The organism is Lentzea sp. DG1S-22 (genome assembly GCF_036321065.1).
In the GTDB taxonomy this organism is placed as follows: domain Bacteria; phylum Actinomycetota; class Actinomycetes; order Mycobacteriales; family Pseudonocardiaceae; genus Lentzea; species Lentzea jiangxiensis.
In genome coordinates, this window is record NZ_CP143276.1 from 3660037 (window position 1) to 3682944 (window position 22908).

Genomic DNA, 22908 nt, shown 5'->3' on the forward strand with positions numbered 1-22908 from the left:
TCTTCGAACACCACTTCCTCGCCGTTCGACCTGACGCGAGCAGTGCACCAGTACCGTGCATCCGTGCCGCATCGGTGACCGATGCACGGATGTCGTGCCTGGTCATCCGACCGAAGCGATCTCGCGCACGACCACCGGCCGCGCGCTCTCCGCGCCGCGGACGCACCGCATGCACAGCGCGCCGGGACGATCCAGGTGGGCGCGCGGGTTCTCCGCGTCCACCGCGCCGTCCGGGTACAGCTCGACGGCCCGTTCCCAGTGCAGGCGCGCCAGGGCGTGGTCACCCCGCCGGGCGGCGACGTGCGCGAGACCCTCGTGGGCCCGTGCCCGCACCATCGGCAGCGCACCGGTCATCGCCAGTTCCTCGGCCTCCCACGACAGCGCCTCGGCCTCGCGGATCCGGCCGGCGGCGAGGCAGGTCTCCGCCAGGCCGTTCAACGCGTCGCCCTCGGGTTCGCGCAGGTCCATGCGACGCGCGGACTCCAGGGCTTCGCGCCCCACCGCGAGAGCGTCGGCGATCCGGCCCTGCCTGCGGTAGGTGACCCCGAGCCACGCCAGGGAGATCCCCTCGCCCCGGCTCATGCCGATCTCGCGGCTCAGCCGCACCGCCCGTTCCAGCGCGACGACCGCCTCGGCGTCGCGGCCGCGCAGCTGCGCGAGCCAGCCCAGGTTGATCAGCACGACGACCTCGCCGCCCACGTAGCCGTCGAGCTGGTGCATCGCCAGCGCCTCGCGGAACCGCGCGTCGGCCTCGGCGTAGCGGCCGAGGTTGCAGTCGACGAACCCCAGGTCGATGGTCGAGTTCACCTCGGCGCGCTGGTCGCCGATCGACCGCGCGAGCGCCACCGCCTCGGTGAAGCTGCGGGCCGCGTCACCGAGCATGCCCGCCTGCACCCTGGCGGCCCCGAGGTCGCGCAGACCTCCCACGACCGCGGGCAGGTCGCCCAGCTCGCGGCTGATCACGATGGCGCGGTCGAGGAACTCCAGCACCTCGCCGTGACGGCCGGCCTCGCGCAGCGCGAACGCGATCGTCGTCAGCGCCATCGACTCGCCGCACCGGTCGCCCAGCGCCTGCGCCGCCCGCAAAGCGTTGCGGGACAGTTCGAGCACACCGGAGCGCTGGCCCACCCGCGTCAGGTAGGGCAGGAGCAGGCACGGCAGCTGCCACGCGTGGACGTGCCAGCCGTGCGCGCTCGCGTACTCGGCCACCGCGACCATGTTCTTGTACTCGGCGCGCAGCTGGCGGACGTCGTCCTCTTCGGACCGCGACGGCGGCAGCTCCGGCTCCCGCGCCAGGTCCGGCTCGAAGCCGCGGCGGCCCGGCAGGCTGCGGCGGCCCCGCACGTCGGCGAGGTGCAGGTAGTAGTCGAACAGCCGCCGCCGCGCACTATCCAGTTCGGACGGTGTGTGCGCCGCGTCGGCGAGGTCGCGGGCGCAGTCGCGGACGAGGTCGTGCAGGCAGTAGCGGTCGGGCCTGCGCTGCAGGAGCAGGTTGCACTCGACCAGTTCCTCCAGCACGTCCCGGGCGTCGGGCACGGGCACGCCCGCGAGCGCCGCCGCGGCGTGCGCGTCGAGGTCGGCGCCGGGGACCAGCGCCAGCAGCCGGAACAGCTCCTGCCGGTCGGAGTCCAGGTGGTGGTACGACAGCGCGAGCACCCCGGCCACGCTCAGGCCGTCGGCGGTGAACGCGCGGGCGCGGCGCTGCCGGTCGCGCAGCTGCCCGGCGAGGTGGGCGACGGTCCACGGCCTGCGGCAGAAGCGCGAGGCGGCGATCCTGATCGCCAGCGGCAGCCTGCCGCACAGCGCGACCACGTCCGCGACCGCCTCCGGCTCGGCGTCCGTGCGCGCCTCCCCGGCGATGCGGCGGAACAACGCGATGGCGTCGCCGGTGGGCAGCACGTCGAGCGACACGGGGACCGCGCCCTCGAGCGCCATGAGGTGGCAACGGCTCACCACCAGCGCCACGGTTCCGGGAGCTCCGGGCAGCAGCGGCCGGATCTGGGCCGCGTCGGCCGCGTTGTCGAGCACCACCAGCACCCGGCGCCCGGAGACCTCGGCCAGCCAGAGGTCCCGGCGCGCGGCGGGGTCGGCCGGGATCTGCTCCGCCGGCACGCCGATCTGGCGCAGCAGCAGCTCGAGCGCGGCCGGAGAGGTCATCGGCGTGGTGTCCGCGGTGAACCCCCGCAGGTCGACGTAGCAGCGCCCGTCCGGGAAGCGGTCCGCCAGCCGGTGCGCGACGTGCACGGCGAGCGCGGTCTTGCCGATGCCGCCCATGCCCTCGACGGTGACGACCGCGTGCTCCCGCGCGCCGACCATGCGCACCAGCCTGTCCACTTCGGACTCACGACCGGTGAAGTCGGGGATGTCGAACGGCAGGCAGGACCGGCCGGGTGCGGCCGGGACCGGTTCGGCGCGCAGGAGCTCGGCGTGCAGCCCGCGCAGCTCCGGACCGGGATCGGTGCCCAGTTCCTCGGCGAGCACCTGCCGCCCCCGCTCGAACACCGCCAGCGCGTCAGCCCGCCGGCCGGCCCTGTCCAGCGCCCGGATCAAGGTGGCGCGCAACGACTCCCGCAGCGGGTGCTCCGCCACCAGGCCCGTCAGCTCGCCGAGCAGCGAGGTGACCTCACCCAGCTCGAGACGCAACCCGGCCAGCCGTTCGACGGCCTGCAGCCGCTGCTCGTGCAGGCCCTGGGCGGCCGCGTCGATCGAGGGCGAGGCCAGTCCGGTCAGCACCGGCCCGCGCCACAGGTCGAGCCCCTTCTGCAACAGCGCCACCGCCTGCTCGGGCACGCCTTGCGCGGCAGCGGTCTCCGCGGCTTCGACGAGCGAGCGGAACACGTCGGCGTCGAGGGCGCCGTCCGGCAGGTCGAGGCGGTAGCCGTGCGTGCTGGTGGTCAGCCGGCCGCCGCCGCGCGTGACGACGCGGCGCACCGCGGCGGCCGCGTTGCACACCTGGCGGCGCGCGGTCTGGGGCGGGTCGTCCCACAGCTCGTCGATCAGCCTGTCGAACCCGACGACCTCGCCCGTGCCGAGCAGCAGGAGCGCCAGCAGCTTCTGCTGGCGTTCTCCCCCGAGTGCGACGGGACGCCTGGCGGACCGCAGTTCCAGAGGGCCCAGAATCCGATATTCCATTCAGCCGCACGCTTCCTTCCGGAGTACGACGGGTGGAGCCGGCGGGGACACCAGTGGCACCGCGACGAGAACATGAGATATCACCTTTAAGAGGACCCGAGCGGCGGAAAGATACGCGGATTCGCCTGTACCGATTCAGCCTGACGTGGAATCACGCAGCGGAACCGCCCGTACACGGCCCGTGACCAGTTGACGAACTGGGCAAACGCTGCGATATTCCCCTCCGCAGCGACGAGGGAGGGAGGTTCCTCGTCGCCTCAGGAGGGGGAAAGAAAAAGATGAGACGGGCCGGATTCTTTGGCGCACTGCTGGCGGCTGCCGCACTTGTCGCCGTCACCATTGCGAGTTCCGCTTCCGATGTGGAACCAGTCGATTCGAACAACGACACGGCACTCGTCATCGGGCCTTGCACGACCGGCGAGTGCTGACCGGCCGGAACAACCGTTCCCATGTCCGAGGAAATGGACGCCCGGACGCGTGCGGCGAAAGGCGTGGCCTTCACCGGTGCCGCACTCGGGGTGCTTCTCCTGGCGACCACGGTCGCGCAGCTCCCCGCCGATGTCGTCGGGCCGCGGGTGACCGCCCATCGGGAGAGTTTCCGGTTGTTCTGGCCGCAGGGAATGCAACTGTTCACCAATGCGGCGGGACGGGAGTTCACCGTCGGGTACCACCACGACGAGGTCGCGGGCACGTTCGTCCCGATCACCCGGACCGCGGGTGACCGGGACTACCTGGCGGGCCTCGACCGCGGGTCCTACGCCGACCTGGTGCGCCTGCTGGCCGCGGTGCGGGAGCTGCCCGCCGGCCACTGGCGGGACTGCGCGGCGGCGACCGTCTCCGGCTGCGCCGCCGTCATCGCCACAGCGCCGAAACTGACTCTGAACAGCTACTTCGGCGCAGAGAAGCCGTGCGGGCGCACCGTGTTCGCGTCCGAGCGACCCAGCCGGGAGACCTCTGTCCGGCACGTCGTCCGCGTCGCCGTCGTGGACCTCCCGTGCGCACCCCGGTAGTCCGCGCCCTGGCGTTCGACCACCGCACGCGCGCCTTCGGCCTCGCCCGCTCACTGGTCGCGCTGGCCGAGCTGACGGTGCTCGTGTTCACCTCGGACGCCGACCTGTTCCCGGCCGTGCCGAATGGCCCGGAAGGGCCGCGGTGCGACGGTCTTCGCGCCCTTTCGCTCTGGTGCGCGAGTTCGTCTCCCGGTTCTCAGACCGTTCTTCGTTTCGTCGTGACGGGCGTGCTGCTGATCGCCGCATCGGGTTATCGGCCTCGCTGGACGTGCATTCCGCACTGGTACGCCACGTTCAGCCTGGCCGCCGTGATGCACGTGCCCAACGGCGGCGAGAACGTCGCCCGTTTCCTCACACTCCTGCTCATCCCCCTGTGCCTCGCCGATGATCGGACATGGCATTGGAAACGGGCCGCGACACCGTTGCCGGCGTGGTGGCGCGGCAGCGCGTACACCACGCATCTGGTGATCCGGCTTCAGGTCGTACTCGTGTACGGGCAGGCGGTCTGGATCAAACTCGCCGAACACGAATGGCGCAACGGCAGCGCGATGCACCATGTGATGCAGGACGCGTATTTCGGAGTCAACGCCGACCTCCTGCCGTTACTCGAATGGAGCATTCTCACCTCCGCGATCACATGGGGGACGATCCTGCTCGAAACGGCGATCGTGGTGTGCGTGTGCGGAAATCCCGGCCTGCGCCGCATCGGGCTCGTGCTCGCCGTCGTGCTGCACGGCGGCATCGTTCTCGCACTCGGCCTGGTGAGCTTCGGGCTGGTGATGATCAGCCTGGTGGCGGCGGCGAGTTGCGGCCGTTCGGCGCACAGCGGCGCACCGGATGCGCCCGCAGCACGGCACGACGCCTTGACCGGCCGCCGGTTTCCCCGGCCGCAGCGGAAGCGGTAGCTCCTTCCGCAGCACTGCCCGGCCTCGGACGTGGTGGTCTAGACGGCTGCCGGCACCGTTGCGGCGACCGGGCGCAGCATCCGGCGCACCGCCGCGGCGATCAGCTCGGAGGGCGAGCCCGTCCCGTACGGCGAAGGGATCAGGCGCAACGCCTCCCGGTGCGCCGGCACGTCGTCCAGCCAGGCCAGCACCGCGCTGACGACCAGCGGGCCGGGCGGGACGAGCGTGCCGAACGTCCCCTCGATCTCCGGCCGTTCCGTGCTCCGCCGGACGACGACCACGGGCCGCTTCAGCACGCTCACCTCCTCCTGGATGCCCCCGGAGTCGGACACGACCACCGCGGACCCGTGCGCCAGGGCCAGGAACGGCCGGTACGGCTGCGGCTGCACGACCTGCAGGCCGTGCAGCAGCCGGCCGAGACCGAAAGCCTCGACGCGGGCGGCGGTCCGGGGGTGCAGGGGCAGCACGACCGGCAGGGGCAGCTCACCGAGCGACCGCAGGATGGTCTCGAGCGCGGCGGCGTCGTCCACGTTCTCCGGCCGGTGGACAGTGGCCAGCACGTAGCGGTCGCGCTTCAGCCCCAGCCCACCCAGCACCGCGTCCTCCTCGTCGGGAGAAGGCAGCGCGTGGGCCAGGGCCTCGACGACGGTGTTGCCCGTGACCGCGATCCGGGTGTGCGCGATCCCCTCGCCGAGGAGGTTGGAGCGGTTCAGCGAGGTGGGCGCGCAGCACAGGTCGGAGAGGTGGTCGATGAGCACCCGGTTGTGCTCCTCGGGCATCGCGCGGTCGTAGCTGCGCAGTCCCGCCTCCACGTGCACCAGGGGCACGTCGCAGGCGTTCGCGGCCAGCGCGCCGGCCAGGGCGGAGGTGGTGTCGCCCTGCACGATCACGACGGACGGGCGTTCGCAGGCGAACACCTCGTCGACGGCGGCCACGGCGCGGCCCAGGCCCTCGCCGCGGCGCAGGCCGCCGAGGCGCAGTTCGTGGAAACCGCCCGGTTCCGGCACATCCCGGCGGATGAGCGAGTACATCGAGCGGTCGTAGTGCTGGCCGGTGTAGATCATGGTGCACGCGCTGCCGAAGTGCTCGACGAGCGGCGCGAGCTTGATCAGTTCAGGTCTGGTGCCGCAGACGATCGTCACGGTGTTCGTTTCCCGCACGGCGGGAAGGTACTGAGCGATCTCGGCACATTCGGCCAATCCCGCCGCTGTTCACCCGAAGGTGTTGTCCGGGACATCGCTCGAAAGTGTTGCGGCACAAGCGTGTCGTACTGTGCGGCCTTCACTTGAAGGCGCGCCATCGCGTGTTCCCGCCGAACCTACGGAGAGTCCTTCGTGTCCGGTCATCTGGCACTTGCGGTGTCCACTGTGCTCTACGGGCTGGGGATAGTCGCGCAGACCATCGCCGCCCGCAGGGCCGACGAACGTCCCGGCGCGGGCGTGGGGCTGCTCGCGCGGCTGGCCGGGGACCGGTTGTACCTGCTGGGGTTCGCGGGGCAGGTCGGCGGGTTCGCGTTCGCGTTCCTGGCCCGCGAGGACCTGCCGCTCTACCTGGTGCAGGCCGGTTCGTCGTGCGCGGTCGGGCTGGCCACGGTGATCGGGGTGCTGCTGCTCGGCTGGCGCATCCGGCGCGTCGAGATCGCGGTGCTGGTGGCGATGGCGTGCGGTCTGCTGCTGCTGACGGGGGCCGCGGCGCCGTCCACGGCCGAGGAGCTGCCCCTGGTGCCCGCACTGGTCGTGCTGGGACTCGTCACGGTCGCGGTGCTCCCGCTGGCGCGGACGTGGAAGGCCGCCACGCCGGTGCTCGCCGGCATCGCGTTCGCGGTGGTCGCGGTGGCCGCGCGCAACGTCGCCGGCAAGCCGGTGCTCGAGCTCCTCCTGCACCCGCTGACGTGGGTGATGGTCATCGGCGCGTTCGTCGGGCAGGCGTGCCTCGCGACGGCGTTGCAGCGCGGGTCGGCGACGTCCGCGGTGGCCTCGATGGACGCGACCACTGTCGTGATCGCCTCGGCCGCCGGGCTCGCGGTGATGGGCGACCGGATCGCGGCCGGGCGCGAGTGGTGGGTCGTGCTGGGCGTGCTGCTGGTGGTGTCCGGGGTGCTGGTGCTCGGCGCCGTCGCCAAGCCCGCGCGGGAGCTCGTCCCCACCGGAGGTGAGCGGTGAAGCCCGTCGCCAGCGTCTCGCTGGACCTCGACAACCTGTGGGCGTACCTGCGGACGCACGGCGATCCGCGGTGGGAGGCCAGGCCGAGCTTCCTGCCGTCCGCGGTGCCGCGCCTGCTCGACGTCTTCGGTGAGCACGGGTTGACCACCACGGTCTTCGTCGTCGGCGCCGACGCGGAACGCGACGACGGCGCCGAGGCGGTCGCACGCGTCGTCGCCGCCGGGCACGAGGTCGCGAACCACTCGTTCTGGCACCAGCCGTGGCTGCACCGCTTCACCGACGAGGAGGTCGAGAAGGAGGTCCTGCGCGCCGAGGAGGCGATCACGGCCGCCGGTGCGCCGAAGCCCGTCGGGTTCCGCGGTCCCGGTTTCAGCGTCACACCCCGGCTGCTCGACGTGCTCGGCAGGCGCGGGTACCGCTACGACGCCAGCGTCCTGCCCACGTGGATCGGGCCGCTCGCCCGCGCGTACCACAACCGGTCGGCGGGCTCGACCGACGGCGGCGAGGACCTGTTCGGCGGGTTCGGCAGGGTGAAGGCGCCCAACACGCCGTTCCGCTGGCGGGGTGGCGGGATCGTCGAGCTGCCGGTGACGACCATGCCGTTGCTCAGGGTGCCGGTCCACGGCGCGTACCTGCTGCAGCTGCACCAGATCTCCCCCAAGCTCGCCCGCGGGTACTTCCGCACGGCGCTGCGGTTGTGCCGCGCCCGCAAAGTGTCCCCGTCGCTGCTGCTGCACCCGACCGACGTGCTCTCCGGCGCCGAGGCGCCCGGCATGGAGTTCTTCCCCGGCATGGCCGTCCCCGGACGCGAGAAGGTCGCGCTGCTCGGCTGGGTGTTGTCGTTGCTGCGCAAGGACTTCGAGGTCGTCGGCACCGGTGAGCACGTCGAGCGCGTGGCGGCGGCCGGTCTGCGTGAACGGGACCCGGTCGCATGGGGCTGACGGTCCTGCTGCGCGTCCTCGCCTGCGCGACGGTGGCCCTGGCGCCGCTGGAGGGCTACCTGCTGCAGGTGCACGGGCAGTCGGCGAAGGTCGTGCCCGCCGCGCTGATCGGCGTGTGGGTGTTCTCGCTGGTCCAGCAACGGCGTCTGCCCGCCCCGCACCCGCTGCACCTCGTGGTCGCGTTGCTGGCGGTGGTTCTTCTCGCGACCTCCGCGGTGCACCTGGCCGAGCCGTTCACGCTGGAGTACCTGGTCCGGTGGGTGCCGTTCCTGGTGGTCACGGTGGTGCTGGCCGACGTGGCCGCGCGGGAGGTGCCGGTCCGCGCGCTGCTCGCCGCGGCGGTCGCCGGCGCGGTCGTGGCGGCGGCCGGGGGGCTGCTCAGCGTCGTCAGCGGCGAACCGCGGGCGGCGGGGCCGCTGGAGGACCCGAACGACCTCGCGTTCTTCCTCGTGGCGGCGTTGCCGTTGCTGGTGGCGCTGCCCACCGGGGGCCGGTCGCGGATCGTGTTGCTGCTGCTGGGCGCCGTGCTGGTGGCCGGTGCGGCGGCGACGTTCTCCCGCGGTGGCGGACTCGCCCTGGCGTGCGCGCTGCTGTGGCTGATCGCCCGGCGCGGCCTGCCGGTCCGCGCGGTGGTCGTCACGGCGGCGGTCACGGGTCTGGCGGCGCTGGTCTTCGCCTCGGCGGCCCAGGCCGAGCTGGCGCGGGCGTTGCAGGAGAAGAGCCACATCGCGGGCACCAACGCCGACACCAGGATGCTGCGCTGGCAGGCCGCGGCGCGGATGCTCGCCGACGACCCGCTCCTCGGCGTGGGGCCGGGAGGGTTCCGCCAGCGGTACGCGGCGGCGGGCCACAACGCGGAGATCGACGAGCAGACCCCGGTGGCGCACAACCTGTTCCTCGAGGTCGCCGCCGAGCTCGGCGTGACCGGGTTCGCGCTGCTGGCCGGGCTCGTCGCGGTCGGCTTCGTCGCGAGCGAACGGGCGTTGCGCGTCGTGGCGGACCGCCGTGAGGCGCTGGCCCTGCAGGCGGCGCTGATCGCCGTGCTGGTCGCCTCGATCTTCCTGTCCGAGCAGTACTACCTGCCGCTGTGGTCGCTCGTCGCCCTCGCGGTGGCGGTCGAACGCCGTGCGCGGGAGGAGAGTGGGCGATGCGCGTCCTGCACGTGATCAGCGAGATGGGTGCCGGTGGGGCGGAGGCGCTCGTGGCCGGCATGGCGCTCGCGGGCGGTGACGTCGGCTGGGAGTCGGCGGTGGCCAGCGGCGGCGGGTTCCGCGCGGACGAGGTGAGCCGGGCCGGGCTGCCGGTGTTCGACGTGCCCGTCGCGCGCCGTTCACCGCTCGGTGTGGCGCGCGCGGCGTGGGCGACTCGTGCCGCTGTGCGCCGGTTCGCCCCGGACGTCGTGGTGGCGCACAACGTCTCCGCGTCGCTCGTGGCCCGGATCGCGGCGCCGCGCCGGCCCGTGGTGACGGTGTTCCACGGCGTGGCCGACGCGGACGTGGCCGGTGCCGTCCGGGTCCTGCGCCGCGTCTCGACCGTCGTCGTCACCGTCGCCGAGGCCGCCGCGCGACGGCTGCGCGACGCCGGGCTGGGCCCCGTCGTGGTGATCCCGAACGCCGTGTTCCCGTCGCCGCCGACCACCGACCGCGCGACCGTGCGGGCGCGGATCGGAACACCGCCCGACGTGCCGGTGGCGCTGTGCCCGGCGCGCCTGGAACCGCAGAAGCGGCACGACGTGCTGCTCGACGCGTGGGAGCAGGTGCCGGGCGACGCCGAGCTGTGGCTGGCCGGGGACGGCAGCCTGCGGGCGGCGCTGGAGGCGGGCGCCCCGCCGCGCGTCCGGTTCCTGGGCACCCGCACCGACGTCCGCGACCTGCTCGAGGCGGCGGACGTCACCGTTCTCACCAGCGACTGGGAGGGCATGCCGATCGCGCTGCTCGAGTCGCTGGCGGCACGCCGCCCGATCGTCGCGTCCGATGTGGACGGTGTGCGGGAGGTCCTGGCCGGTGGCGGCGGGGTCCTCGTGCCCCGCCGGAACCCCGAGCAGACCGCGAAGGCGCTGCGCGCCCTGCTGCACTCCCCCGCCGCCCGCTCGGTGGCGGCCTCGCACGACGGCCCGGCCGACGCGCACACCCTGATGAAGTCCTACGACGAACTGCTCCGTACCGTCCTGGAGGGACGATGAAGGCTTACCGAGCCGTGCTGGAGGGCCTGCTGGCCGCCGTCCTCGTCGGCGCCGCCGTGCTGCTGGCCGTCGCGCTGCGCGACGACGTGACCGAGGGCAGGCTGACCCTGCTCGCCACACCGTCCACACCGGACAGCGGCCAGTTCGGCGAGGTGACCTCCCTCGCCGCACCGGCCGTCGTCCAGCTGGTCCGCAGCCCGTCCGTGCTGGACGCGGCCGCCGAGGCGGCGGGCACCACGCCGGCCGCGCTGGCCGGCGCCATCGCCGTGGAGCTGGTCCCGGCCTCCGGCGTCGCCAGGATCTCGGTCCGCGCCGACTCGGCCGAGCACGCCTCGGCCGCCGTCACCGCGGTCGCGCGGGCCGTCATCGAGGCCGACCTGCTCGCCCCCGCGGCCCGCTTCCGCCTGGTCGACCCGCGCCCCGAGGCGACGCGGGTGACGCCGGACTGGCGCCTCGCCACGGGCCTCGCCCTGGTCGCCGCGGTGATCGCCGGTGCCGCCGTGATGGCGTTCCGGCGGCTGCGCTCCGACGCGGTGAGCCCCGCCCTGTCGTCCGCCGGCATCACCCACCCGGTGGTGGTGGCTTCCGACGACGACCCGGACCTGACCTCGCGGCTCAGTGCGCTCTGCGTGGCGGCCGCACGGCCTGTGCGGGTGCTGCCGGTCGCGCCGGAACTGGTGGACCGGGCCGAGCAACTCGCGCGAGCGTTGCCGGACAAGGCTTCGGAGCCCGCGGAGGGGTCGGCGGTGATCGCCGTCGCTCCCCGGGACCGGAGCCGCCGCCACGACCTCGCGACGGCCCTGGCGGTGCTGCCCGAGTCGGCGGTGCTGGTGGCGGTGGTGCTGGCGTGATCACGACGAAGACCGCGGTGGGTTTCAGCGCCGGGGAGAGGCTGCGCGCCGGTGTGGCGGCGCTGGCGGGTCTCCGGACCACCGTCGCCGCGCGGGCCGGAGTGCGTGCGGCGACGGCCGGGTTCGGCGCCGGGGTGGCCGCGATCGGGAAGTTCGGCACCGGCGGGGCGGAGGAGCCGAAGCCCCGGTCCGGTGAGGCGGACGCGCAGTCCGGTACCGACGTGCCGCGCAGCACCGACGTGCAGTCGGGCACCGACATGCGGTCGGGCACCGACATGCGGCGCAGCACCCACGCGCAGCCAGGCACCGATATGCAGCCGGGCACCACCGCAGAGCCCGGCACCGACGTGCGGCGCGGCACCACTGCGCAGCCCGACATCGACATTCAGCCGAGCACCACCGCACAACCCGGCACCGGCGCGCAGCCCGGCACCGGCGCGCAGCCCGGCACCACCGCACAGCCCCCCAGCGGTGCGGCAACCGACGCCCAGTCCGCCGACGGTGCGGCACCGAACGCGAAGCCCACCTCCACCACGCCCGCGAACGCACAGCCCGGCACCGGCGCGGCAGCGGGAACGACCGACCACGCCGGCGACGCCGCGGAACTGTCAGACCCGCCTGAGACGATAGGAGTGGGGGGCGAATCCCCCCAGGGGGCCTGCCAGTCCGAATCGATCCCGCTGACGGCGGTCCTCACGACCGCGGCCCTCACCGGCCTGATCGCCCTGGCCGTGCTCGTCGCGGTCGCGGCGATCTCGGTCGCCCTGGCGGTGCTGCCGGAATGATCACCACCACGAACCGGGCGGGTCTCGTCCAAGCCGTCCTGGTGGCCCTGACCGCGCTGGCCGGGGCTCTCAGCGCCTTCCGCGCGCTCAAGCCGTCCTGGGAGGTGCCCCTCCCCACCGAGGCGAACCTGCCAGAAGAGCGCATGCAGGACTTCCGCGACGCGCTGTACTTCCCGATCCGCGAGTTCCTCGGCGGCGGCAACCCCTACGACCCGGCGGTCATGTTCGACCACTGGCCGGTGCGGCAGAACTTCAACCTCTACCAGCCGTACCACCTGGTCCTGCACCTGCCGTTCGCGCTGCCGGACTACCGCGTCGGCGCGGTCTCGTTCGCGCTCGCGTGCCTCGTCCTGCTGGTCGTCCTCGCCGTGATGGCGGCGCGGACGTCGAAGCTGCCGCTCGTCGCGGGCACCGTCGTCATCGGCACACTGCTGGTGACGAGCCAGGTCGGCAAGGCGCAGATGTACATCGGCCAGGTCAACCCGCTGATCGCGGTCGCCACGGCCGGTGCGCTCCTGCTGCGCACCACCCACCCCGGCTGGGCGAGCGCGGCCCTCGCGATCGCCTGGCTCAAGCCGCAGTTCGGGCTTCCGCTGGCGCTCGTCCTGTTCGCCAGGGGCGATCGCAGGGTCGCCCTGCAGGGCACCGGCGTGGCGGCGCTGGCCAGCGTGCCCGTCGTGGTGCTGCTGGTCGCCAGGAGCGGCGTCGGCGAGTTCCTCGACGTCATCAAGCGCAACCTGGAGTGGGCCAGCAGCACCGGGTACGGCGCGGTCGACTCCGTGACGGCCCAGCGCGTCGACCTGCCGGCGGTGTTCTTCCGCACGACCGGGTGGCTGCCTCCCGCCGCGGAACCGCTGGCGCTGTGCGGGGTTCTCGCCGTCACCGCGTTCCTGGCGCGCAGGCTCGACCGGACCGCGGCAGGGTCGCGGATCGCGGACCTGCTCATCTGCCTCGGCATCGTGGTGGCGCTGGTGCACCAGCCGGGCGACGTCCTGATCGCGGTCCCGGCCATGACGGCGATGGCGGTGCTCTGCTGGCGGCACCGCCGGGACGGCCACTGGCGGTGGGCCGCGGCGGCGACGCTGCTGGCCGTCGTCCCGTTCGCGCACCTCTACTTCCTCGACACGGCGGTCAGGTCGCTGCTCGGAGCGAGGGCGAGCGTCACGCTGGACGGGGCGGCGCTAGTCGCGGCCTGGGTGGTGCTGGTCGTCTTCGCGGTGCGGCACACGCGGCGGCGCGTCGCATGACGGACGTGGCGGTGCGGGGGTCGCTGTGGCTCTTCGCGGTCAACCTGGTGAGCAAGAGCAGCCAGATCGTGGTGACCCTCGCGCTCGCCCTGTTCCTCGCGGAGGCCGACCTGGGCGCGGTCGCGCTGGTGGTGTCGGTGGTCAACATCGGCCAGGTCGTGCAGGCGATGGGCGTCTACGACATCGTCAGCCGCACGGCCCGCGACCCGCTCACGACGGCGGGGACCGTGCTCACGATGAGCGTCGCGGCGGGAACGGTGCTCGCCGCGGTGATCATCGCCGCCGCGCACCCGATCGCGGCGGTGCTGGGCGCTCCGGACGCCGCCGGGATGCTGCGGCTGGCCGCGCTCACCCTGCCGTTCACGGCGGCGGGCGGGGTGCAGATGGCGTTGATGCACCGCAACCTCGACTTCCGGCGCCGCATGCTCCCCGACGCGGGCGGCATGCTGCTCGGAGCGGTGGTCACGGTGACGCTGGCGGCGAACGGCACCGGTCCCGCGTCGCTCGTGATCGGCCTGCTCTGCACCGCGGTCGCCCAGCCGGTCCTCGCGGCCGTCGCGGGGGCGAGGGTCCGGCCCACCTGGGACCCGGCGTCCGCGGCGGAGGCCGGGAGGTGGCTGGCCGTCGTCGGCCCCGGCGCCCTGATCGCGGTGCTGCTGATCAACGTCGACTACCTCGCCATCGGCCACGTGCTCGGCCCGGAGGCGGTCGGCGGGTACTCGCTCGCGTTCCGCATCGCCTGGGTGCCGTACATCATGGTCGCGGTCGTGCTGGGCGGCGTGCTGTTCCCGCTCTGCGCCGAACTGGTCCGCAGTGGACGGAGCGACCGGCTCGCGGAGACGGCGGGGCGGTTCACCACCGCCACCCTCGTGGTCACCGGCGGCCTGTACGTCGTCGTCGCCCTGACAGCCGATGGGATCGTCGTCCTCGGTGAGCAGTGGGCGGACGCGGCACCGCTCCTCGTCCTGCTGTGCGGCTACGGACTCGGCCTCGGCCTGCTGCACGTCTGGTACCAGGTGATCAGGGCCGCGGGGCACGCCCGCCAGTACCTCGCCCTGGAAGCCGCCCACCTCGTCGCGCTGCTGACCGCGCTCGCCTTCACCACGCGCCACGGCGTGGCCGCGGTGGCGGTCACCCAGCTGGCGGTCGTGTGGCTGCTGGTCCCGGTGACGTGGTTCGTCCTGGCCCGCAACGGCCTCGCGTTCCCGCTGCCGCTGCGAGGCCTGGCCGGGGTCTCGGGGGGCGCCGCGGCGTGTCTCGCACTGAGCACGGTGCTGCCGGACGACGACAGCGTCGTGGCGGTCGTCGCCACCGGCCTGGTCCTCCTCCTCACCTACTGCGCCATCGCCCTGCCACCCACCCGCAGCGTCCTCATCGGACTGAAGGAGCGCGCGTGAAGATCGTCCACGTGACGCAGCCGGTCGAGGCCGGCGTCGCCGCCGTGGTCCTCGACCTGGCCCGTGCCCAGCACCGGCGGGGCTGGGACGTCAGCATCGCCTGCCCACCCCGGGGCCGGCTCCCCGAGGAGGCGCGCGAGGCCGGGATCCCGGTGCACCCCTGGCAGGCGACGCGCACCCCCGGACCGCGGACCGCGGGCGAACTCCGCGCACTGCGCCGGACGCTGCGCGAGCTCCGCCCCGACGTCGTGCACCTGCACAGCTCGAAGGCCGGCCTGGCGAGGCTCGTGCTGCGCGGCCGCACCCCGACGATCTTCCAGCCGCACCTCTGGTCGTTCCGCGTCGCCACGGGGGCGCTGAGCCGCGCCTGCGCCCGCTGGGAGTCCTGGGCGTCCCGCTGGACCCACCTCCTGCTCTGCGTCAGCGACGACGAGGAGGAGGTCGGCCGTGCCGCGAACGTCAGGGCACCGGCGGAAGTCGTCTGCAACGGCGTCGACACCCGGCGCCTGAGCCCGCACGTCAAGCAGAACCACACCCCCACGGCGGTCTGCGTCGGCAGGCTCGCCCACCAGAAGGGCCAGGACCTGCTGCTGCGAGCCTGGCCGCGCGTGCTGGCCCGGGTCCCGGACGCCGAGCTCGTGATCGTCGGCGACGGTCCGATGGCGGCGGAGCTCCGCGCGACCGGCCACCACAACGTCTACTGGTACGGGCACAGCGACGCCGTGGCCGGCTTCTACGCCGAGGCCGACGTGGTCGTCCTGCCGTCCCGCGCCGAGGGCATGGCGCTCGTGCCGCTGGAAGCGATGGCCTGCGGGCGTTCCGTCGTCGCGTTCGACGTCGAGGGCGTGCGGCAGAGCGTCGGCGACGCGGGCGAGGTCGTTCCCGCCGGTGACGTGGAGGCCCTGGCGCAAGCGATTGCGCTGCGGCTCGCGGACCCCGAGCTCGCCGCCGCGGAGGGAAAGCGCGGCCGGGTCAGGGCCGAGACCCTGTTCGACCGCGACCGCATGACCGACCACATCGTGACGCTCACCGAGAAGCTCGTGGAAGGACGACGATGACACGGATCGCCTACCTGCTCACCCAGGACAGCGGTGGCCCGGTGGACGTGACGGTGCGCCTCGCGGCCGCGCTGGCGGAGTCCGACGCCGCCGAGGTGCGGGTGTTCGGTCCGCGGCCCCGGCGCGGCGCGGGCCTCGTCGACCCGTTCTTCGAGGAGACCCTGGTGACGCGCAAGGGCGACATGGCGGCGGCGAGACAGGCCCGTGCCGCGATAAGGGCGTGGCGGCCGGACGTGGTGCACGCCCAGGACCGCAGGGCGGGGCTGGTGAGCGCGGGTCTCGCGACCACCGGCACCAAGATCGTGCACACCTACCACGGCGTGCCCGACGACGTGGCCGAGCCGTGGTTCCGCAACGTCCGCGGCGCCACCCCTCCCCCGGCCTACACCAGGGCCGTTCTGGCCGCGGACGCCGCGGTGGCCCGTGTCGTGCACCGGACCGTCGTCCCCGCCAGGGAGATGGGCAGGTTCCTGCGCGAACGGCTCTACGTGCCGCCGCACCGCATGACCCACATCGACAACTGCGTCGACGTCGGTACCGCGAACCCGCCCACCGGCCCCGTGCGCAAGCTGGTGTTCGTGGGCCTGCTCGTCGAACGCAAGGGACTGCTCGACCTGCTCGACGCCCTGGAGACCACGATGCCGCGGGACGCGACGCTGACGGTCGTCGGCGACGGTCCGCAGAGGACGCAGGCCGAGGGCAGGGCGACCCGGCGCGGCCTCGGCGACCGCGTGCGGTTCCTGGGGTTCCGCAGCGACGTCCCCGAGCTGCTGCTGGAGCACGACGCGCTGGTGCTGCCGTCCACGATGGAGCAGCAGCCGCTCGTCGTCGCGGAGGCCATGGCGGCGGGCAAGCCCGTGGTGGCGACCGACACCGGTGGCGTCGCGGACATGCTCGGCGTCCCGGGCGAGCAGTGCCCGCGGCCCGGTGACGTGGAGGCGCTCGCGGCACGGCTGCGCGCCCTGTTCGCCGACCCCGACCCCGCGAGCACGGGCGCGCTGCTCGCCACGAGGGCGCGGGAGCGGTTCACCGCCGAGGTCTGCGCGCGGCGGCACCTCGACCTCTACGGCAAGCTCATCGCCGGATCGGCCCGTTGACGAGCACCACGGCGTCGGCGGCGGGCAGGTCGAGCTGCAGCGGCACGGCTTCGCCCTTGAGCGTCACGAGGCCGGGCGGAGGGGTGAGCAGCGCGGAGGTCTTCGTCGGGTTCACGGCCACCCAGCCACCCGAGTAGCGGCGGTTCCACACCCCGTTGGGCAGGCGGTTGGCCGTCTCGACCGCCTGGCCGAGCCGTGCGTCCTGGTAGAGCGACCAGTACGGGTTCTTGTAGTCGGGCCGGGCCCTCGTCCAGCACGTGTAGGGGCTCGCGAGGAGCGCGGCGGAGGCGTACCCGACGCGTTCCTCCTTGTCGGACTTCGTGTGCGTGATCAGCAGCAGCCACGACTCGCCGAGCGCGGCCTGGGCGCGCTGCTCCTTGAACTGGTTGCCCTGGAACGTGATCAGCTCGCCGGTGCCGTCGTCGCCCCGCAGGCCGAAGTTCTCCTCCATCGCGCCGGAGTAGCGCGAGTGCGCCGACCACCTGCCCGGTGTCAGCTGCGACTCCGACACGTTGGGGACCAGCATCTTCCCCGCCTTCTCGAGCGCGTCGCCGGCGAGCTGGAGCATGCCGTCGAGCCCTTCGCGCAGCAGCCGGTCCGAGCCCGCGGCGTCGGGGGTGCCCGCGAGCACCGCGGACGAGTAGTACTTGAGCGAGCTGAAGTCGTTGTCCGCCAGGACGCCGTCCCAGCCCTCGCGGACCACCTCGCTCACGACCGCGTCGGCCCAGGCCTTCTGGTAGGCCGGGTCCCACACCGTCATCTGCCAGTGCTTCGGGTAGCCCTTCCACTCGATGCGCTGCCCGAGCGTGTCCTTGGCGAACCACGACGGCTGCCGCTGCTCGGCCGCGAAGTACCCGACGCCGGTGGGCAGGTACTTGGCGTCGCGGTTGCCCTCGACCGCGCCGAAGTAGTTGCGGGTGCTGGAGAAGTCCTTGTAGACCAGCACCTTGACCTCGGGGTTGAGCTCGTGGAGCTTGCGCATGGCCGCCGTCTCCCACGCGTTGAGCACGACGACGTCGTAGTGCTTGGCGGCGGCCTTGATCTCCCACTGCGTCGGCGAGTCGCCGATGCCGTACCACCACGCGCAGGGCGCGAGCGGCTTGGGCACCGGCCCGGTGATGGTCGGATCCGGCTCCGCGGCACTCACCGTGCACGCACTCGACAGGAGTACGAGGGCGATAGCGGCGAATCGACGTATCAGCGATTTCTCCGACAACACAACTCACCCGCCGTCATGAGTAGAATCCTCAGGTCGAGCCACAACGACCAGTTCGCGATGTAATAGTTGTCGTAGCGAGACCTGTCGGCTATTGAAGTGTCACCCCGCAGCCCGTGGACCTGAGCGAGTCCCGTCAAGCCGGTCGGAACGCGGTGGCGAGCCCAATATAGCTCGTGAATTGCGGAAAACTCGCGAACGAAACCCGGACGCTCCGGGCGCGGCCCCACGACGCACATGTCGCCCTTGAGCACGTTCCACAGCTGCGGCAGCTCGTCGAGCGAGGTCCTGCGCAGGAACCGGCCGACGGGACCGACCCTCGAGTCGCCCACCACGGACCACTTCACCTGGGAGTCGTCCTCGCCGGTCTGCCGGACGCTGCGGATCTTGTAGAGGGTGAACGTGCGGTCGTCCATGCCGACGCGGACCTGCCGGAAGAACAGCGGGCGGCCGCTCTCGACCAGCACCGCGAGCGCGCACAGGCCGATCACCGGCGAGAGCACGACCAGCGCGACCGCCGCCAGCACCAGGTCGGCGGCGCGCTTGACCCACCAGGTCGGCCTGCTGGTCGGGGCGGTGCCGAGGCGCATGAGCGGGTAGCTGCGCAGCCGTTCGATGCCGGGGCCGTCGGGGTGCAGCTCGTACATCCGGGGCACGACGAGCGTGGAGCAGCCGAGCCGGTGCGCGGTGATCGCCGCGTCGACCAGCGGGGACTCGCGGGTGTGCGAGAACGCGAGCACCACGGTGCCCGCGCGCAGCCGCACGATCGCGTCGGCCAGGTCGCCGTCGACGACCTCCAGCACGGGCGGCTGCCGGTCCGGGTCGGGACCGGAGTCGGCGAACGCGACGGGCCGCAGGCCGAACTGCGGGTGCTCGAGCATCGTCCTCGCGAGGTTCACGCCGACCTCGCCCGCGCCCACGATGATCGTGCGGTCGCAGCGGTCGAACCGCCGGCGGCACCACCGGCCGAACGCGAACACGCACCACCGCACCGGCTCGATGACCAGCGCGAACGCGATCATCGCCCACTGCGCCGCCGCCAGGTCGGCCGCGGGCGCGCCCCAGAGCAGACCGGCGCCGGACAGCAGCGCGAACGCGAGGGTGGTGCTCGCCGCGGAGCGCGGCAGGTCCTCGAGCCACGACAGCCACAACCGCCGGCGGTAGAGCCGCCAGGTACCCCTGATCGTGAGCACCGCTGCCCCGATCGCGCCGCCCCAGAGCCAGCCGAGGTCGCGGTGGACGCCGACCGCCACGAGCGTCGTGCAGTCCACCAGGACCAGCAGGACCGCGACCGCGTTCACCCGGCTGAGCAGGTCACGGCGGACCGAGGACGGCTTGAGGGGGCGCTGCGCGGGGCTCCGCTGCTCAGCCTCCCGCTCCGGGTGGGGTGCTGCGGGAACGGCAACCGCCGAGAATCGCCTCATTGAAGATCATCCGATCGAAGGAGTTGTGGCCACAAAACTGCACGAAAGGGTGAATGAATGCTGAGAGATCATCTCTTCGGGTATCAACATCCCTCTTCTGTGTTTCTCATGAACGCAGGTGGTGAGCATTCGACGTGGATCACGCCCTGAACTCACCCAGGGCCGCCTCAAAGCTTTAGCACGACCTGTCAATAATTCACGCCACCAACCACGAGCCACCGAAGAGGGGGCGCCAGAGTGAGAGTCGACGAACACGGCATCCGGCATTCGTCCGGTGAACCGGTCGCCATCGTGCAGAAGCCGATCCGCACGTGTGGCGACGTCCACGTCGTCCTGCCCGCCTACAACGAGGCCGTGGCGCTGCCGTCGCTGCTGCGCCGCATCGCCGGCACCGACCTCGCCGACCGGATCACGGTCTGGGTCGTCGACGACGGCTCGTCCGACGGCACCGGCGACTGCGTGGCCGACGTGCGCGGGCTCGACGTCCGCCTGGTGCGCCACCCGGAGAACCTCGGCCTCGGCCAGGCCGTCCAATCAGGACTGCGGGCGGCGCTCGCGGAGGCGGAGCCGGACCACGTCCTGATCGTCATGGACGCCGACGACACGCACGACCCCGACGTGTTCCCCGCGCTGCTGGCCGAGATCGGCGCCGGCGCGGACGTCGTCATCTGCTCCCGGTTCGTCGAGGGCGGCGACGACTCGACGGCGCCGCGCTGGCGCCGGCTGCTCTCCCGCGGCGCCCGCGTCGTGTTCGGCAGGGTGCTGCACTTCGACGGGGTCCGGGATTTCACCAGCGGCTTCCGCGCGTACCGGGTGAGCCTGCTGCGCCGGGCCACCACGCACTGGGGCGAGCGGCTCGTCGAGGAGCGCGGCTTCGCCTGCATGGTCGAGCTCCTGCTCAAGCTGCGGCACTGCGGCCCGGTCGTCTGCGAGATCCCGATGCGGCTGCGCTACGACCGCAAGCCCGGCGCGAGCAAGCTCCGCCTCGGCCGCACGCTGGTGCAGTACACGCTCCTGCTCACGCGTGACCGCCTCGCGCCAGTTCCGTTCCGGAAGCTCTGATGGCCGCACGTGCGGTGGTGGTCGGCGGGGGCATCTGCGGTCTCGCCACGGCGCACCGGCTCGCCCGCGGGGGCATGGCGGTGACGCTGCTCGAGGCGAGCGACCAGCTCGGCGGTCTCGGCACGTTCTTCACGTCGCGCGGCCGGACCGTGGAACGGTTCTACCACTGCGTGATGCCGACCGACGCGGCGCTGCTGGAGCTGCTGGACGAGGTCGGCCTGCGCGAGAGCGTCGACTGGCGGCCGACCAGCATGGGCATGGTCGTCGACGGCACCCGCCACTCGTTCAACTCCGCGCTGGACCTGCTGCGGTTCACGCCGCTGGGCCTCGTGGACCGGCTGCGGTTCGGCGTGGTCTCGTTGCTGCTGCGCAGGCTGGGCAGGGGCAGGGACCTCGACCTGACCCGCACCGAGGACTGGTTGCGCGGCCTGTACGGCGACCGGATCTGGGAGGTGCTGCTCGCCCCGATGTTCGGCGCCAAGTTCGGCGCCGCGTTCGGCGACGTGCCCGCGCTGTACCTGTGGCAGCGCCTGGGCCGCGAGAGCAACGAGTCGGTCCGCGGCTACCCGGCGGGCGGCTACCGGAGCGTGATCGACGCGCTGAGGGCCTCGATCGAGGCGCACGGCGGAGAGGTCCGCACCTCGGCGCCGGTCGCGCGGCTCGAAGCCGGACCGGACCGGGTGGTCGCCACACTGCCCGGCGGCGAGACGATCGAGGCGGACCACGCGGTCTCCACGGTGCCGCTGCCGTCGTTGCGGGCGATCGCCGACGCGGGCCTCGCCCCGCTGCTGCCCGAGGTCGAGCTGCCGTACCAGGGCGTGGTCAACGCGCTCTTCTTCCTCCGCAGGCCGCTGTCCGGTCACTACTGGGCGCCGGTGCTGCGTTCGGGGACGGACTTCGACGGCGTGATCGAGATGACGCCGCTCACCGGTTCGGAGCGCTACGACGACCGGCACCTGGTGTACGTCATGCACTACACCGGCCGGGAGTCCGCGCTGTACCTCGAGGACTCCGACAGCATCGCCCGCCGCTGGACCGAGCAGCTGCTGAACCTCCACGGTGGACTCACCGTGGACGACGTCGACGAGGTGCGCGTCTTCAAGGCGCCGTTCGTCGAACCGGTGTACCCGCTGGGCTACCTCACCCGGCGCCCGGCCGTCGTGGTCCCCGGCACCCGGCTGAGGCTCGCCACCACGGCCCACGTCTACCCCAACGTCACGAGCTGGAACTCGAGCGTCGAGCTCTCCCGCACCGTGACGGACGCGCTCCTGCGCGACGCCAGGAGCTCCCCGAACCAGGAGAACACCGCATGGCCGGCAGAATCGGCGCGGTGATCGCGGCACTCACGATCACCGCAGTCAACCTCGTTTCCTCGCAGCAGGTCCAGGCCGACCCGGCTCCCCTGCTGCCCGACCTCCGCCAGGCGCCCGTCGGCTGTCCGGGAGGCTTCTCCGGCTCGCCGCTGTCGTGCCGCGCCTGGGACGTGTGCCTCGTCGAGGACGCCTCGGCGCCGCGCGGCCAGTGCACGCACCGCGGCGGCCAGGCCAAGGCCGTCCGCCTGCGCTTCACGACGTCGATCGACAACGTCGGCGACGGCCCGCTGCTGCTGCACGCGCACCGCCCCAGCACCTCGACGCCGACGATGCGCGTGCGCCAAGCCGTTCAGTCCGGTGTGGACGGTTCGATCGCCGGCTCGTTCCCCGAGGCGCGGCGGGAGACGACGGCGAGCGCGTACTACGAGCCCGCCGCCACGCACGAGCACTGGCACCTGCTCAGCTTCGAGTACTTCCAGCTGCGCACGCCCGACGGCGGCATCGTCGTGACCGACCGCAAGAACGGTTTCTGCATCGGCGACCGGTACACGGTCGGCGACGTCCTCCTGAACAGGCCGTCGGACCCCGAGAGCCCGGCGGGCAAGCTCGCGCAGCGCCTCAAGGGGCACATGTGCGAGCACCACAACCCGTCCGCCCTGGACGTCATCTTCGGGATCTCGGTCGGTTCCGGCGACGACTACAAGCACGACGTCGACTTCCAGTGGCTCGACCTCACGAACGTGAAGTCCGGGATCTACGACGTCGTCAACGTCGTGAACGCCGACCGCGCGTTGCTGGAGAAGAGCTACGACAACAACGCGTCGGCGATCGCGATCTCCGTGCAGTGGCCGGGAGGGGCCGTGGAGCCTCCCGAGACGATCGAGACCCCGCCCGTGGTCCGCATGATCCGCAGTTGTCCGGGCATGGAGCGGTGCGCCAAGTCGCGCTCCTGACCAGATTCGCACCAAGCCCCGATCGGGGGTGTTCGCGCCCGCGAACACCCCCGTTTTCTTTTGTTCCGGAACAAACGGGCACCAAACGAACTCGATAGCAGACGGCCCCTTATCGCACAACGCTCACTCTGCGAAACCGGAGAAGTCCGCGCATAGCACACTCATACCCGCAG

At 72.7% G+C, this 22908-nt stretch carries 19 protein-coding genes; 15 read left to right on the forward strand and 4 right to left on the reverse strand.

The features are described from left to right. Positions 1-102: 102 nt before the first annotated feature. Entirely contained in the window at positions 103-3132 is a 3030-nt protein-coding gene (locus V1227_RS16185) for an AfsR/SARP family transcriptional regulator (protein ID WP_329793392.1), read from the reverse strand. 449 nt (positions 3133-3581) lie between these two features. Between V1227_RS16185 and V1227_RS16190 the strand changes: the two genes are divergently transcribed. Together V1227_RS16190 and V1227_RS16195 are read left to right on the forward strand one after the other, a co-directional pair. Further along, positions 3582-4142, forward strand: a complete 561-nt coding sequence (locus V1227_RS16190) for a hypothetical protein (RefSeq protein ID WP_329793393.1) — start codon at positions 3582-3584, stop codon at positions 4140-4142. After that, positions 4127-5047, forward strand: a complete 921-nt coding sequence (locus V1227_RS16195) for a sporulation-delaying protein SdpB family protein (RefSeq protein WP_329793394.1) — start codon at positions 4127-4129, stop codon at positions 5045-5047. The genes V1227_RS16190 and V1227_RS16195 overlap by 16 nt, the downstream gene beginning before the upstream one ends. Before the next feature lie 38 nt (positions 5048-5085). Here the strand turns inward: V1227_RS16195 and wecB are convergent, their stop codons facing one another. Continuing rightward, the gene (wecB, locus tag V1227_RS16200; protein ID WP_329793395.1) at positions 5086-6207 is read right to left on the reverse strand and encodes a non-hydrolyzing UDP-N-acetylglucosamine 2-epimerase; all 1122 of its coding nucleotides are present in this window, start codon (positions 6205-6207) and stop codon (positions 5086-5088) included. A 174-nt stretch (positions 6208-6381) separates the two neighbouring features. Between wecB and V1227_RS16205 the strand changes: the two genes are divergently transcribed. Genes V1227_RS16205 through V1227_RS16250 form a run of 10 tightly spaced genes read left to right on the forward strand, consistent with a single transcriptional unit; the run spans position 6382 to position 16767 of the window. Further along, the gene (locus V1227_RS16205; protein WP_329793396.1) at positions 6382-7209 is read left to right on the forward strand and encodes a hypothetical protein; all 828 of its coding nucleotides are present in this window, start codon (positions 6382-6384) and stop codon (positions 7207-7209) included. After that, positions 7206-8150, forward strand: coding sequence for a polysaccharide deacetylase family protein (locus tag V1227_RS16210; RefSeq protein ID WP_329793397.1), 945 nt, complete (start codon positions 7206-7208; stop codon positions 8148-8150). The genes V1227_RS16205 and V1227_RS16210 overlap by 4 nt, the downstream gene beginning before the upstream one ends. Continuing rightward, the gene (locus V1227_RS16215) at positions 8141-9316 is read left to right on the forward strand and encodes an O-antigen ligase family protein (RefSeq protein ID WP_329793398.1); all 1176 of its coding nucleotides are present in this window, start codon (positions 8141-8143) and stop codon (positions 9314-9316) included. Before V1227_RS16210 ends, V1227_RS16215 begins: the two co-directional genes overlap by 10 nt. After that, a complete protein-coding gene (locus V1227_RS16220; protein WP_329793399.1) occupies positions 9298-10332 on the forward strand; it encodes a glycosyltransferase in 1035 nt (344 codons plus the stop codon). The genes V1227_RS16215 and V1227_RS16220 overlap by 19 nt, the downstream gene beginning before the upstream one ends. Then, entirely contained in the window at positions 10329-11183 is an 855-nt protein-coding gene (locus tag V1227_RS16225; RefSeq protein WP_329793400.1) for a hypothetical protein, read from the forward strand. Before V1227_RS16220 ends, V1227_RS16225 begins: the two co-directional genes overlap by 4 nt. Beyond that, positions 11180-11968: a hypothetical protein gene (locus V1227_RS16230; RefSeq protein ID WP_329793401.1), complete on the forward strand. Its 789-nt coding sequence runs from the start codon at positions 11180-11182 to the stop codon at positions 11966-11968. The genes V1227_RS16225 and V1227_RS16230 overlap by 4 nt, the downstream gene beginning before the upstream one ends. Continuing rightward, positions 11965-13215 carry a glycosyltransferase family 87 protein gene (locus V1227_RS16235; RefSeq protein WP_329793402.1) on the forward strand — a complete coding sequence of 417 codons (1251 nt, stop codon included), beginning with the start codon at positions 11965-11967 and terminating at the stop codon, positions 13213-13215. The genes V1227_RS16230 and V1227_RS16235 overlap by 4 nt, the downstream gene beginning before the upstream one ends. After that, the gene (locus tag V1227_RS16240; protein WP_329793403.1) at positions 13212-14612 is read left to right on the forward strand and encodes an oligosaccharide flippase family protein; all 1401 of its coding nucleotides are present in this window, start codon (positions 13212-13214) and stop codon (positions 14610-14612) included. Before V1227_RS16235 ends, V1227_RS16240 begins: the two co-directional genes overlap by 4 nt. Continuing rightward, positions 14609-15670, forward strand: a complete 1062-nt coding sequence (locus V1227_RS16245; RefSeq protein WP_329793404.1) for a glycosyltransferase family 4 protein — start codon at positions 14609-14611, stop codon at positions 15668-15670. The genes V1227_RS16240 and V1227_RS16245 overlap by 4 nt, the downstream gene beginning before the upstream one ends. After that, a complete protein-coding gene (locus tag V1227_RS16250) occupies positions 15667-16767 on the forward strand; it encodes a glycosyltransferase family 4 protein (RefSeq protein ID WP_329793406.1) in 1101 nt (366 codons plus the stop codon). The genes V1227_RS16245 and V1227_RS16250 overlap by 4 nt, the downstream gene beginning before the upstream one ends. Here the strand turns inward: V1227_RS16250 and V1227_RS16255 are convergent. Further along, positions 16745-17914: a putative glycoside hydrolase family 15 protein gene (locus tag V1227_RS16255; RefSeq protein ID WP_329793407.1), complete on the reverse strand. Its 1170-nt coding sequence runs from the start codon at positions 17912-17914 to the stop codon at positions 16745-16747. The two genes, V1227_RS16250 and V1227_RS16255, sit on opposite strands and share 23 nt — an antisense overlap. A gap of 50 nt (positions 17915-17964) precedes the next feature. Beyond that, positions 17965-19407, reverse strand: a complete 1443-nt coding sequence (locus V1227_RS16260; RefSeq protein WP_329793408.1) for a sugar transferase — start codon at positions 19405-19407, stop codon at positions 17965-17967. Between the two features lie 237 nt (positions 19408-19644). Here V1227_RS16260 and V1227_RS16265 point away from each other — a divergent pair, with 237 nt between their 5' ends. Genes V1227_RS16265 through V1227_RS16275 form a run of 3 tightly spaced genes read left to right on the forward strand, consistent with a single transcriptional unit; the run spans position 19645 to position 22735 of the window. Continuing rightward, positions 19645-20469, forward strand: a complete 825-nt coding sequence (locus V1227_RS16265) for a glycosyltransferase (RefSeq protein WP_329793409.1) — start codon at positions 19645-19647, stop codon at positions 20467-20469. Beyond that, the gene (locus V1227_RS16270; protein WP_329793410.1) at positions 20469-21803 is read left to right on the forward strand and encodes an FAD-dependent oxidoreductase; all 1335 of its coding nucleotides are present in this window, start codon (positions 20469-20471) and stop codon (positions 21801-21803) included. The genes V1227_RS16265 and V1227_RS16270 overlap by 1 nt, the downstream gene beginning before the upstream one ends. Then, complete coding sequence (locus V1227_RS16275; RefSeq protein WP_329793411.1) at positions 21779-22735, forward strand: lysyl oxidase family protein; 957 nt, start codon at positions 21779-21781, stop codon at positions 22733-22735. Before V1227_RS16270 ends, V1227_RS16275 begins: the two co-directional genes overlap by 25 nt. Positions 22736-22908: the final 173 nt, after the last annotated feature.

What these genes read in the sequence shown, in the direction of transcription:
- V1227_RS16185 (WP_329793392.1), bottom strand. Translation starts at nt 3,132, where the DNA reads ATGGAATATCGGATTCTGGGCCCTCTGGAACTGCGGTCCGCCAGGCGT.
- V1227_RS16190 (WP_329793393.1), top strand. Translation starts at nt 3,582, where the DNA reads ATGTCCGAGGAAATGGACGCCCGGACGCGTGCGGCGAAAGGCGTGGCC.
- V1227_RS16215 (WP_329793398.1), top strand. Translation starts at nt 8,141, where the DNA reads ATGGGGCTGACGGTCCTGCTGCGCGTCCTCGCCTGCGCGACGGTGGCC.
- V1227_RS16220 (WP_329793399.1), top strand. Translation starts at nt 9,298, where the DNA reads ATGCGCGTCCTGCACGTGATCAGCGAGATGGGTGCCGGTGGGGCGGAG.
- V1227_RS16225 (WP_329793400.1), top strand. Translation starts at nt 10,329, where the DNA reads ATGAAGGCTTACCGAGCCGTGCTGGAGGGCCTGCTGGCCGCCGTCCTC.
- V1227_RS16235 (WP_329793402.1), top strand. Translation starts at nt 11,965, where the DNA reads ATGATCACCACCACGAACCGGGCGGGTCTCGTCCAAGCCGTCCTGGTG.
- V1227_RS16240 (WP_329793403.1), top strand. Translation starts at nt 13,212, where the DNA reads ATGACGGACGTGGCGGTGCGGGGGTCGCTGTGGCTCTTCGCGGTCAAC.
- V1227_RS16250 (WP_329793406.1), top strand. Translation starts at nt 15,667, where the DNA reads ATGACACGGATCGCCTACCTGCTCACCCAGGACAGCGGTGGCCCGGTG.
- V1227_RS16260 (WP_329793408.1), bottom strand. Translation starts at nt 19,407, where the DNA reads ATGAGGCGATTCTCGGCGGTTGCCGTTCCCGCAGCACCCCACCCGGAG.
- V1227_RS16270 (WP_329793410.1), top strand. Translation starts at nt 20,469, where the DNA reads ATGGCCGCACGTGCGGTGGTGGTCGGCGGGGGCATCTGCGGTCTCGCC.
- V1227_RS16275 (WP_329793411.1), top strand. Translation starts at nt 21,779, where the DNA reads ATGGCCGGCAGAATCGGCGCGGTGATCGCGGCACTCACGATCACCGCA.